The 13,024-nt window shown below is 44.6% G+C and carries 7 protein-coding genes and 2 tRNA genes; 2 read left to right on the top strand and 7 right to left on the bottom strand.

Annotated features, from left to right (window positions below):
• Positions 1 to 280: 280 nt before the first annotated feature.
• Together C9991_RS02455 and C9991_RS02450 are read right to left on the bottom strand one after the other, a co-directional pair.
• Positions 281 to 2,314 carry a BACON domain-containing protein gene (locus C9991_RS02455; protein WP_106811035.1) on the bottom strand — a complete coding sequence of 678 codons (2,034 nt, stop codon included), beginning with the start codon at positions 2,312 to 2,314 and terminating at the stop codon, positions 281 to 283.
• A gap of 647 nt (positions 2,315 to 2,961) precedes the next feature.
• Positions 2,962 to 3,034: transfer RNA gene (locus tag C9991_RS02450), tRNA-Phe, on the bottom strand.
• A 179-nt stretch (positions 3,035 to 3,213) separates the two neighbouring features.
• Here C9991_RS02450 and C9991_RS02445 point away from each other — a divergent pair.
• A tRNA-Pro gene (locus tag C9991_RS02445) sits at positions 3,214 to 3,286 on the top strand.
• Positions 3,287 to 3,337: 51 nt separating this feature from the next.
• Here the strand turns inward: C9991_RS02445 and C9991_RS02440 are convergent.
• Together C9991_RS02440 and C9991_RS02435 are read right to left on the bottom strand one after the other, a co-directional pair.
• Positions 3,338 to 4,699 carry a sodium-dependent transporter gene (locus tag C9991_RS02440; RefSeq protein ID WP_106811034.1) on the bottom strand — a complete coding sequence of 454 codons (1,362 nt, stop codon included), beginning with the start codon at positions 4,697 to 4,699 and terminating at the stop codon, positions 3,338 to 3,340.
• A 28-nt stretch (positions 4,700 to 4,727) separates the two neighbouring features.
• A complete protein-coding gene (locus tag C9991_RS02435) occupies positions 4,728 to 6,086 on the bottom strand; it encodes a sodium-dependent transporter (protein ID WP_106811033.1) in 1,359 nt (452 codons plus the stop codon).
• A 251-nt stretch (positions 6,087 to 6,337) separates the two neighbouring features.
• Here C9991_RS02435 and C9991_RS02430 point away from each other — a divergent pair, with 251 nt between their 5' ends.
• Complete coding sequence (locus tag C9991_RS02430; RefSeq protein WP_106811724.1) at positions 6,338 to 6,763, top strand: VanZ family protein; 426 nt, start codon at positions 6,338 to 6,340, stop codon at positions 6,761 to 6,763.
• Between the two features lie 100 nt (positions 6,764 to 6,863).
• Here C9991_RS02430 and C9991_RS02425 read toward each other — a convergent pair whose 3' ends face one another.
• From C9991_RS02425 to C9991_RS02415, 3 genes are all read right to left on the bottom strand, one after another.
• Positions 6,864 to 8,522 carry a RagB/SusD family nutrient uptake outer membrane protein gene (locus C9991_RS02425; protein ID WP_106811032.1) on the bottom strand — a complete coding sequence of 553 codons (1,659 nt, stop codon included), beginning with the start codon at positions 8,520 to 8,522 and terminating at the stop codon, positions 6,864 to 6,866.
• A 29-nt stretch (positions 8,523 to 8,551) separates the two neighbouring features.
• Positions 8,552 to 11,593, bottom strand: a complete 3,042-nt coding sequence (locus C9991_RS02420) for a SusC/RagA family TonB-linked outer membrane protein (protein ID WP_106811031.1) — start codon at positions 11,591 to 11,593, stop codon at positions 8,552 to 8,554.
• Positions 11,594 to 12,142: 549 nt separating this feature from the next.
• Positions 12,143 to 12,964 carry an alpha/beta hydrolase gene (locus C9991_RS02415; RefSeq protein ID WP_106811030.1) on the bottom strand — a complete coding sequence of 274 codons (822 nt, stop codon included), beginning with the start codon at positions 12,962 to 12,964 and terminating at the stop codon, positions 12,143 to 12,145.
• Between the last annotated feature and the right edge of the window lie 60 nt (positions 12,965 to 13,024).

Genomic DNA, 13,024 nt, shown 5'->3' with positions numbered 1-13,024 from the left:
TGCCATACCCACTCTGCTATGATTGTCTTGCCGATTTAGTGGGTATGGCAAGGATGCCATACCCTCCTACTATATGTAATGATAATTCTGAACTGTTACTTATGTATTTGTTATAACCCGAGGTTAAGCATAGTTTGCCGCCTTTGGCGACATTGATTATAGCCAGACACAGTTTATCTTACACTATAGTTGGAGGGGATGGGGGAAGAGTAAAAATAGAAAAAAGTGGAATTGCAGTCTCGTTTTATCTACTGTGGTTCCACTTTTCTCTTATGTTTATTTAGAATTTATGTATTGCATAAATCTTTAATTTTTCGCTTTTGTAGTTAATACTGTTAAAGGCATAATATGCGTAGGTGGCACTGTGTTCTGTAGAAGACCAATTGTTTTCGTTATCTTGCCTCCAGAGTATTTCTTTTTTAGCAGGTAAATACCAACCCTTCACGCCATTTTTATTAAGTGCATCGCACAAGGCAAATGCGGGGTATAGGTCTTTCCATCCGGCAATTTTCTTTACTATATCCATATTTTTCGTACCATCGTTATCGTATGTTGCCCCGATAGCTACGTTTTCTGTTGACCAGGCAGATGTTCCAACGTATTTTCTGACATATCTTATAGTGTCATCCATATAGGCTACTTCTCCCTTAACACCATTTTCGTTATATTCTTCTCCAACGGCGTATTTACTTTGGTCAACATATATCTTTGTTGACAATCCTTTAAAGGATATTGTTGCTTTCCTACTTGCTGTATTTCCAGAATATGCTGTTACGCGAATGGTAAGGTTATTGCCATTTTTGCTTACGCTGCACCAGTTCTGATCAGATGAGGCCTCCCAGTCTAATTTAGAGTTTATCACTAATGTTTTATTTGTTGAGTTTTTGTCAAATCCAACCTTAGTTTGACTAGGATTAAACTGAGTACCATCTTGTCTTACAATAAAGGTATACTTCATTGTTTTAGCCTTATTTGAAATAGTTACTTCAGCGTCTCTTGATTTGTCTGTTTTATTTGCATCCAACTTTATTGATAGATTCCTCCAGTATGATAACTCGTTAAAAATAGGTTCACACCATGTTTCAGAGGAGGATACTTGTATGTCTTTATTATCTAGATTGCTATAAACAGTTATTTCTGTTGTACTAGCATTATTATATGCTCCCATTATATTATTGCCATTCTGAAGCTCTGAAACATACAAATAACCTTTTTTCTGTGTTATGTTCACTGTCACACTATTTTTCCCATCTTTAGTCTTCAGCGTTATTTTACCATTGCGTTCTTCGTCTTTATCGTTGGCGCTAGCAGTCAACTTTAATGAATAAGAGGTTGCGTTACCTGATGATTTTACAGCTTTAACGGGTTTGTTGCCTACGAACTTTATTTTGGAGGCATTAGCATGCATAACTCTTGTATTGTCTACGATTTCTGCCTCACACCATGTACTTATGTTGTTGATTATTTCTATGTTCTCTTTTTGTATGTTTGTATTTATTCCGATTTCTGTGTTTGCACTTTTTGCATCAAAGTTAATTAAAGTATTGTTGAGATTGATATATGGATCTACTCCACTTCTTGTTACCTTTATTTCTTTCTTCTTTCCGTATGCAGTGGTAAGTGTTATTGTTGCTTCTGTAGTTTCTGTAACATTAGATGGCAGGACTGTGATATTTAAGCCATTTGATAGGAAGTATTGGCCATAAGTAGATGTGGTCTGTATTTGGCACCAAGATTCAGATGATTTAGCGGTAAATACCACAAATTCTTTGTTGTCTAAAACTATATTCTCTGTGCCTCCATCCTTGTTAAATGATAAGGATGTTGTCGGTATTTCCAAATCAATGTCTTTTCCTTTAAATGGGGATTGATATTTCACGTCATAGCCAATCACCCCACCAGAAGTACTGACAATCTCGTCTTCAACAAATATTCTTACGAAATGTCCATTGGAGTATGCTACATAGCCATTGTTTTTTTGTACACGCATAGAGGATGCCCACCCAATAGTTGGAATATGGGTTACGTTGCCCAAACCTTTAACGGTTCCCAATGATACGAATTCGCCGTAATTAAAGTTATAGTCATTACCTACATATATGTATGTATCAGGAATTGTGGTTGTTTCATTAGGTGCATTTCCTTTCATCATAGATAGACTCACAGTCCCCTCAGGGTCGTTTACTGTTACACCCGGCTTTATGTTGCCGTCGTCACCGTCTGCTGAATCGTTGTCGCTACCGCACGCCGTTATTGCTACTGTTACGAGTAAAAAAGCGAATACTCTCTGTATTAGCCTAAATGTTGTTCCCATAATGAAATGTTTTTTGTTGCATATTCATACCTTGTATATAAATGTTTTATACTTGGTCTTTATGCCTCGGTTAATAATTTTTGTGTATGTAGTCCAAGAATGTAGGTTTTAGACAATAAAAAAACGTGGACTAAAACTTCGTCTACGCTTATCGAGGTATCGCCAAACACCATATGCAACCATACACGAGTAAAAGCCCACGCCTGTAGACAGACGTGAGCATTAACCTTTTACTCTTGATTGCTTTTCTTAAATTTGGCGATTTTCGATAAGCAAGAATACAAAGCTAACGCTTCTTTATTTTATTATAATATGTCTTCTTTTTATTTATGCTTCATAGGCATCATTTTTTTATTTATAATGCAAATATACGAAGTTTTTATTATATAATCCTAATCATATATAAATTTTTTGATAAAAACTCTACGGTTTCTGTCCCATGTTTTATTTTACACGCAAATGTATAGAGGTGCATATATGGCATTGCTTCTTGAAAGTGTATAAGGAGTTGGAGTATATGCTGAAAGTCTCAGAGATTTATACGAGTATAGACACGGCGTGCATTACCAACTGAGCTATGGCGTTAAAAAACAAAGTGTATTAACAACAAAAAAGGAGTCACTCTAATGAGTAACTCCTTTTTATTGTGGTGCCACCAGGAATCGAACCGGGGACACAAGGATTTTCAGTCCTTTGCTCTACCAACTGAGCTATGGCACCAACACTATGTTGCTTAATTGCGGGTGCAAAGGTACGACTAATATTTGATACTTGCAAGTTTTTTGCAAAGAATTTTTCGCTAATTGTCATTAAACAAAAAAAATAAAGAAAAGATGCACGTATATCAGAAAAAACCTGTAACTTTGCACTCGCTTTTGGGTTTACTCCCATTATGCAATCGGGATGTAGCGCAGTTGGTAGCGCACTACGTTCGGGACGTAGGGGTCGCAAGTTCGAATCTTGTCATCCCGACATAAAAGGGTTAAGATACTGATTTCAGTAATCTTAACCCTTTTGTCGATTTTATACCACTCCTGCTTGGTGCAAGAATACCGCAATGATGCACACTGGGCACACAAATCTAACTATGAACAGGAATATACCGTATACCTTAACCCATGTGGTGCCACGGTTGGTAAACTCGTCTCGTACAATACGTTTAGGCACAAACCAACCTATGAGCAAGCATGTAGCCAGTGCTCCTACAGGCATAAGTATCTGTGCGGTAAGAAAGTCGCAGAAGTCGAGCAATGTGCGGCCTGCTATCGACAAGCCTTTATATGCGCCACACGACAGGGCACATAGTATAGCTATGATGCAGCAAGCAACTGTCTCTATAGTGGCACCTATACGACGCGAGCAGCGCAGTTCCTCGTGAAAGAAGGCTGTGCCTATCTCGTGCATAGAGATAGTGGATGTAAGGGCAGCCAATGCCAAAAGCATGTAGAAGAGCACCGACATTATATAGCCAACAATAGGCATTGAAGCGAATGCCTCTCTGAAGACATTGGGCAAGGTGATGAATATAAGAGCCGGACCTGAGTCGGGACTTATGCCTACCGAGAAAGCTGCCGGGAATATCATAAGTCCGGCAAGTATAGCCACAAGCATATCTATTATGGCTATCTGGCAAGCTGTCTTGGCAAGGTTGGTTCGCCTTGAGAAGTAGGATGCATAGGTGCACAGGCATGCCGTGCCTAACGACAGCGAAAAGAAAGCCTGGCCTAAGGCATCAAGAAACACCGTGCTGCTTACTTTAGAGACGTCTGGGTTAAGCAGAAAGTCTACTCCGCGCCATGCTCCTGGCAGCATGCACGACGCTCCAACGAGCACTATAAGCAGAATAAATAGGGTAGGCATGAGCAGATTGGATACCTTCTCTATGCCGCTGCGTATGCCATGCACCACAACAAAGTGGGTGATAAGGATGAATGCCACTGCCCAGAACGCTGGCATTACCGGATTATGGGTGAAGTCGTTGAAGTAGGCTGCCACATAATTGGCATCGCCCGAGAGTTGACCAACCAACGACGCATAGAGATATTGCAGACACCATCCAGCTACTACAGCATAGAAGCCAAGCACTATCATAGATGTAAGCACGCCCATAACGCCTATCAGCATCCATGCCTTTCCGGCTGCCAGTCGGCGGTAAGCACGTGCGGCATTTGAGCCAGCATGGCGTCCGATGATAAACTCGCTTATCATACCCGGTATGCCAAGCATAAGCACGCATACAAGATATATAAGTATGAAGGCGGCCCCCCCGTCTTCGCCAGTCATATAAGGAAATCGCCACACATTGCCAAGTCCTACTGCAGAGCCTGCTGTTGCAAGCACAGCACCAAACTTGGTGGCGAAACTGGTTCTACCTGATTGATTCATTAGCAATTTTTTCTCTGTATATTTATTGTTATATCACACCCAACTGGTTAAGGAATATCGCCACGATGCACACTGGGCATACATATCTTATTAGCACCATATATACGCCGAACAGAGTGGAGCGCAGCGTGCCCCAATTGGTAAACTCGTCCTTCACCGTCTTGCGTGGCACCACCCATCCTAAGAACAGGCATGTAAGGAAGCCTACTATGGGCAGGAATATCTGTCCGGTTACAAAGTCGAATACATCGAACAGCGACTTGCCCCCTATCATAAGCCAGTCGCGTCCGCCTATAGATAGCGAGCAGAAGGCTCCCATAATGCAGCACGATACGGTTACTATTGTGGCAGCCTTCTTGCGTGTTGTATGCAGCTCCTCGTAGAAGAAAGCTGTAGACACCTCGTGCAATGATATGAGCGATGTTAGGGCTGCAAGCGACAGCAGTATGTAGAAACCGGTGGCGATGATTGTGCCTAAAATAGGCATGGAGGCAAATGCCTCGCGGAAAACGTTGGGCAGGGTGATGAAGATAAGCGATGGTCCCGAGTCGGGATTAACACCTACAGAGAAGGCTGCTGGGAATATCATCAGTCCGGCAAGTATGGCTATCAGCGAGTCGATTAGTACTATGTTGACAGCCGACTTCATAAGATTGGCTTGGCGCGAAAAGTAGCTGGCAAAGGTGCATATGCAACCCATGCCGATGGACAGCGAGTAGAACGACTGGCCCATTGCGGCGAGAAACATATTTGAGTCGAGTTTGGAGAAATCGGGACGGAATAGAAACTCGATGCCTCTGCCCGCTCCAGGCAGCATACACGAGCCTACAACCACAACGAGCAGCAGTATGAAGAGCAACGGCATCATTATCTTTGAGGCACGCTCTATGCCGCTGCGTACCCCGTGTATAATGACAAAATGGGTCATAGCAAGTATGGCTACGGTCCATATTACAGGTTGTAGGGGAGCCGAAGAGAAATCCTTGAAGTACTCGGTTATGTAGGTTGGGTTGCCGTTAAGCTCGCCAAATGCCGATGAGAAGATGTACTGCAAGCACCATCCTGATACCACAGCATAATAGCCAGTGATAAGAAATCCGGTAAGCACACTCATACATCCTACTAATCTCCATAGGCTGTGTGTTCCCATCTTGCCGTAGGCGCGTCCGGTATTGGCTGCTCCGTGGCGGCCAATGATAAACTCGCTCATCATACATGGCAGACCAAGTAGCACGACACAACCGATATATCCCATAATAAATACGGCACCGCCGTTTTGTCCAGTCATATACGGAAATCGCCATACGTTGCCAAGTCCTACAGCCGAACCTGCTGTGGCGAGCACCATACCAAGTTTGCTTCCAAAGTTTACTCTTTCTTTTGACATCTTTCTTCGTGATTTTGTTTTGTTATCCTATAATATTTACGGGATATATGATGATTTAATGCTATTGTAGTTGTTAAAGTTGCAAAAGTATAAAATTATTTCGAGAAAAGAGAACGGTTTGTAAGTAAAACTGGTAATTATGTTGTAATTATGAATATAGATAGTTGTAGCCCGACATTTTTATGTTATTGTTTTTTCGTAACTTTGCAGCTCAAACAAACATTATAAAGCAACCAATTAAACAAATGATTATGCAATACATTCGTCATCTTCTTAAGTCGTACCCCGTATCGTCGTTCTACATTCTTATAATATGGGTGTTGTGTTTTGCCTCTGTGCCCCACACGCCTCTCGATAATGTGTCGCTGATAGACAAGTGGGTGCATACCGCCATGTATTTGGGCACGTGTGGCACTATATGGTATGAGTATCTGCGCAGACATCGTGTAAAGTGCGACATAGGCGGAGGTTTCCGCTACGAGATAAATCCTATGAAGCTGTTTCTGCTTGCTTGGCTTGCGCCTGTAGCTATGAGCGGACTAATAGAGATATTGCAGGCTACGTGTACAGGCGGACGTAGGTCGGGCGAATGGCTCGACTTTGCAGCCAACTCCATTGGCGTTACGTTGGCGGCAATATGCGGAATAGTAGCGTTGCGCTTTAAACGCAGACAGTAATAAACACAAATGAAAATCCCCAGAAACAAGTTGCACCTGTTTCCGGGGATTCCATTTTTATACTAACCTATAACGATCTGTTCGTTTATTAATTGATTAATTAATAACCATCAGACGGTGTAAGAGCCTTGTTGGCATCAAGAGCGCCCTGCGGTATTGGCAAGTAGCGGTTGTATGTCTTGAACACGCGGGTCTCTATTTCTGTTGTCTTGCCGCTGAATGTGGCACGCATGCCAGGAGCTACAGATGCATCCATGTTTACAGTACCCTCACGGCTCAGCAATACCTGGTTGAGAACCTTCTCGGCAAGCATCTTACCATCAGCAGTCTTCCAACGGAGGATATCGCTACGACGAAGACCCTCGCCTGCAAGCTCTACTGAACGCTCACGATGGATAAGCTCACGCAGTGTTTCCTGGGTGTTGTACTTAGCCTCGTCAACATCCGGCATACCTACACGGTTACGAATCTTATTCAGATAAGTATAAATCTGCGCCTTGTTGGCATTGAAGTCAAGCTCGTTGGCAGCCTCGCACCATGTAAGGAGCACCTCAGCATAGCGGAATACGATAGGCGAGCATGCAGTGTTCCAGATGTCGCTGTACTGGCTCTGCGGAGCAAGATACTTACCCCAGATAAGGCCAGTTGGAGGTGTATTGTTCTTGCTGTCCTTATAGTTAGAGTTCTTCACACCGTTGATCTTCTCGTCAAGAGTATTGAAGATAGCTTGCTTGCCCTGACCATTGATGTAGTCGCAGCCAGGATAGCAGATTGTCATACCCATACGTGGGTCGCGGTTGTTGAACGGATGAGTTGCATCATAACCTGATGTAGGATCGTCGATGGTCTTGCCGTTAGCCATTTCGTAAGCGTCGACAAGGTTCCATGTAGGCATGATTGAACTCCAACCACCATCGCCATTGCTGTACATACGACCGACAACGTCATTGTACTTGGTACCGGTGATGTGCTGTACTGCAAGGATAATCTCCTTAGAACCCTGACCGGCAAGACTAAAGACGTTAGAATAGCTTGGGTCGAGGTCGTACTGACCGAGAGCGATAATCTTCTCGGCACGATCCTTAGCTACAGCCCACTGCTCATTGTAAAGAGCCTCGCGCATACGGAGAGCATAGCCTGCACCCTTTGCGATACGTCCGGTCTGTGAAGGAGCATCGTTGAGGTCGCCTACAAGCTGGTCGAGCTCGTCTTCTACATATTTTCTAACCTCAGCCTCGGTGTTCTTAGGAACCATAGCTTCCTCGGCTGACTGGAAGCTCTTGATGATAGGCACTGCACCGTAGTTCCAGTTCATAAGGAAGTAGCGGTAAGCGCGAATCCAGCGAGCCTGTGCTATCATGTCCTTCTTTACAGCCTCGCTGCTGAAAGAGCACTTATCAACATTGTCAAGGAATTCATTGCAACGACGAATCTTAGAGAATTCGTAGAAGTCGCGACCTGTGGTAGCATTTACCTGACCATTGCCGATAGGAGTATATCCCTCCCAAGGATACTGGTCGTAACCAAAGTCGGAAGCGCCATCCCAATAGAGAAGGAATCCATCCCAACCCCAACCGTTGTCGTAGTTGTCTTCCCAGTTGTTGTAACATCCGGTAAGGAATTTCTCGGCATCACTTTGTGTCTGCCATGCTGTAGCAGGTGTCATGGCATCCTTCGGTGCTGTTTCGAGGAAATCAGAGCACGAAGTGGTCATGAGAGCCGCTATACCTGCAAATATATAATTTTTAAGATGTCTCATAATAGTAATGATTTAAATAGATGTAGTTTTTAGAATGTAACGCTCATACCGAATGAATGGGTGCGGAGTAACGGATACGAGCTGAGTCGCTGGCTGGTAGCCTCCGGATCCATGTTGAGGTCGAGGTTATCGATAGTGAAGAGATTCTCGCAAGAGTAGTAAACACGTACCTTGTTGAGGCCGATAGTGTTGACAATCTGCTTAGGCAATGTGTAGCCAATCTGCAAGTTCTTCAGACGGCAGTAAGCAACGTCCTTGAGCCAGAATGTAGACATAACCTGGCGTGAAGAGCTAGGAGAGTTGGTGTCCTTGAATAGACGTGGCATCTTCGGGTTCTTCTTGTTGAATGTCCAAGAGTCCTTCCAGATTGTAGCTGGGTGAGAGCTATCGCCTGAGAATGAGCCTTCAACCTCGAATGAATCGAAGAAGCGCTTAGCCTTGAGCTGACCATTGAAGAACATAGAGATATCGAATCCCTTCCAAGCAGCGTTGAGGTTCAAGCCGAATGTATAGCGTGGAGTAGGACCATTGGTGAAGATACGGTCCTCGGCATTGATCTTGCCGTCGCCGTTTGTATCAACATACTTGAGGTCGCCACCCTTGAAGCCGCCACCACCGAATGGGCAACCGCCCTTAGAACCATCGGCTGGCCAGTAGTAGTTCATATACTCCTGAGCCTCCTCGTCTGATGCGAAGAAACCATCAGCCTTGTATACATAGTAGCTGTTGAACTCGTGACCCTTGGCATTACGGATGCCATTGCCACCATCGATATAACCCTTACCAGGCATATCCTCGATCTTGTTCTTGTTGTAAGCAAGGTTGAATGCAGCGCCGAATGTAACGTCGCCAAACTTGTCGTTGTAAGCAATCTGGAGCTCAACACCCTGGTTGCGCATCTGACCTACGTTGTCCTTGTAGCTACCAAGAGCAAACTCGTAAGGAGCGTCTACTGACATAAGGATGCCATCGGTAAGACGGTTGTAGTAGTCGATGCTTGCTGTAATCTTGTTGTTAAGGAAGCCCATGTCTACACCTACGCCCCATGTTGTGGCCTTCTCCCATGTGATGGTGTTGATCTTGTAAGAGCCCTGATAGTAGCCAGGATTCAATGTACCGCCAAATACATAGTTGGCACCAGTGTTATAGGTACTGAGAGCTGGATAGTAGTCATCGCCGATAGCCTCCTGGTTACCGAGTTTACCCCAAGAACCACGAATCTTCAAGTTAGAGAGCCAAGACTTGGTGTTCTCCATAAATGCTTCCTCGCTTACGCGCCAGCCTGCAGAGAATGAAGGGAAGTATCCCCAACGGTGTCCGTCAGCAAAGCGGCTTGATGCATCAGCACGGAGGTTAGCCTCGAGGAGATAGCGTCCAGCGAAGTCGTAGTTAACACGACCGAACCAAGAAAGCATGTTAAGCTTGCGTGTGTAGCCCTGTGCCTTCTGTGTAGAAGCGTCACCGGCGTTGATGTCTGTTACTGAGCTGCTTGGGAAATTCTGGCGATATGTGTACCAATACTTATACTCGTAGCCCTCAGCATGCCAACCGGCAAGAGCGCCAAAGTTGTGGTTGCCAAGAGTTTTGTTGTATGTAAGCAATGCCTCGAATGTCTTGCGTTCCCACTTAGACATCTGCTCTGTATGCTCGTTAGGAGACGTCTCCTTGTTGGCATTATAGCGGAAGTACGGCTGGAAGTAGTCGTAGTTCTGTGTGTTGTTAACGTAAGAAGCGCTAACCTTAGCTACAAGACCGTCGATAATCTTATAGTCGAAACCAAGGAGTCCGGTGAAGTTGGTGTTGCGACGTACAACCTTGATGTCGTTGTCGAGCCATGCAATAGGGCTACCATCGGCGATTGTACCCCATGTACCATCCTCGTAACGTGGAGTAACCCAAGGTGCGATAAGGTTGAGCTGACGTATAATCTGGTCGGAACCACCACCTGCGTATGCTGATGACGGGTCGGTATAGTCGTTCTTTATGAAAGCGAGGTTGAGGCGAGTTGTAAGGCGGTCGTTAATCTTCATTTCAAGATTGGTACGACCATTGAACTGCTCACGTCCTGCATTAGGAAGAATACCTGTCTGCTTGAGATAACCGGCAGATGCGAGATAGTTAACATTCTCGTTGGCACCGTTTACGCTAACGTTGTGGTGCTGCATAACGCCAGTCTTGTAGGCAAGGTCGTACCAATCGGTATTGTTCTTGCCATTCTCAAACTGAGTAAGGTCATATTGCTTGTCTGCTGCAAGCAAGGTGTTGAACATGCTTGCATAATCGTAAGAGCTAAGACGGTCGATAAGGGCTGTAGCGTTCTGGAAGCTTACGTAGCCGTTATAGTTAACCTGAGGAGCTCCGCTCTTACCTTTCTTTGTGGTGATAAGGATAACGCCGTTGGCTGCCTTTGAACCGTAGATGGCTGCCGAGGCTGCGTCCTTAAGTACAGAGATGCTCTCGATATCGTTAGGGTCGAGGCTCGACATAGTACCAGCCTCTACACCATCGATAAGGATGTAAGGAGAAGAATTGTTGAATGTACCGACACCACGCACATTGATAGAACCAGCGTCCATACCTGGAGCACCGTTGGTGCCACTGATGGCAACACCCGGCATAAGGCCCTGCAAACCACTCTGGAGGTTTTGGATAGGACGGTTCTCAAGTTGCTTGCTGTCAACAGAAGCCACAGAACCAGTGAGGTTTACCTTCTTCTGTGTGCCGTAACCAACCACAACAACCTCATTGAGCTGCTGGTCGTCCGACTTAAGAGTAATGTTCATGTGGTCGTTAGCTGCAACTGTAGTAGAGTTGAAGCCAATGTAGGAAACATTAATCTTGCTTCCTGCTTTCTTAAGGTTTAAAGAGAAGTTGCCGTCAACATCGGTAACGGTGCCGTTCGATGTACCTGCTTCTACAACAGACACACCAATAAGAGGCTCGCCTTTAGAGTCAACAATCTTACCCTTAGCAACTGCATTCTGCTGTTGAATCTCAGAAATAGAAGTAGGGGGGTGGAAACACTGTTTCCTGCGACTGCCAACTGAGGCGTCAAGGAAGTCAGCGCACACATCAGCATGGCTGTCTTCAACTGGTTTTTTGATTCAGATTTTCTCATATCAAATAGGTTATAGAGATTTAATATAGTCTTGATTTTTAGACTTGTTTTTGGGGTGAGTTTATATGTTTGTGGTTTTATATTGTTTGTCTCCTTTCATGTCGGGGCGTCTTTGGGGGTGTGTCTTGGGGCGTGCTTTTATATGGTTTGCCTTGGTACGGCCGTGCTAATGTACGGACACACTTCGGGCTTTATGTGATATTTATGGAATTGTTAAAGTAAGGTGATATAAGGTAATAAATTGTGAATGTTGTAGATTGTTAATTGATTACGGCGACAAATTTATATAAAATTTATTTAATGGCAAAGGTTTTCTAAACTTTTTTTTACCTATTTTCTATAATAGGTTAAAATTCGTAGAATAAAAGTGAGTTATCGGTTAGGGTTTGCTAAATCCACATTACATTTTGATATGCAAATATGTATATCAAGATGTAATGTGGAGTGTATGGCTTACGTTTTGTCAGTGAAATGCACATCCTCTTGATGTCTGATAAAGTATTTAGAAGCTTTCGAGCCAGGCTTTGAGGTCCATCATCATCTCCACGTGATAGCGGAAAGATGTCTTTATTCCCCATCCATGACCGCCACCAGGATAGACATGCAGCGAGGCAGGTACATCATGGCGGAACATCTCAGAGTAGTAGCTAATGCTGTTGGCAGGCATTACCACGTGGTCGTCGTCGGATAGAAGGATGCATGCACGTGGAGTAAGGCGCGACACTTGCATGTCAGAGCTGTACTTCTGTTCTTCCTTCTTGTGAGCATTCTTGCCTAACAGAGCATCGTGCGAACCCTGGTGGGTATAGCCCTGAAGCATTGTGATAACGGGGTAGAACAGAATTTGGAAGTTGGGCTTAGCCTCGCCCTTCGACTGTGTTGCTATTGTTGAAGCAAGATGGCCACCGGCAGAGAATCCCATGATACCTACATCGTTAGCGTCGATGTTCCACGACTTGGCGTTGCGGCGTACTATGCGCAAGGCCTCTTCTGCATCGCTGATAGGCACTTTTTCGTTGCCGTTTGGCATACGATAGTGCAGTATGATGGCTGCAATGCCCATATTGTTGAAGAATGGAGCCCAATCGGTGCCCTCGTGCTGCATGGCAAGATACTCGTAGCCACCGCCAGGGCATATCACAACAGCACGGCCAGTGGCGCGCTTGGCATCTGGTAGATACACCTTAATATACGCTGTGTCTTGCAGGCCATTCTTGTTTGGGGCCTTAGCTTGCCACAGATTCTGGTTGAACGAGCGCTGTGCCAAAGCCGGCAGCGCAAGGAATAGAAGTAGAAGCGCAAGAAGAAGGTTTGCTTTTTTCATTGTGTCACTTGTTTTTGTTGCTTGTTATTATTGTTGTTTTTTTATTGTTATGATTTTTGT

Origin of the sequence: Prevotella merdae, from assembly GCF_900290275.1 — a bacterium.
GTDB lineage: Bacteria > Bacteroidota > Bacteroidia > Bacteroidales > Bacteroidaceae > Prevotella > Prevotella merdae.
The sequence above is the reverse complement of the archived record's forward strand: the minus strand, read 5'-3'. Positions and strand labels throughout refer to the sequence as shown.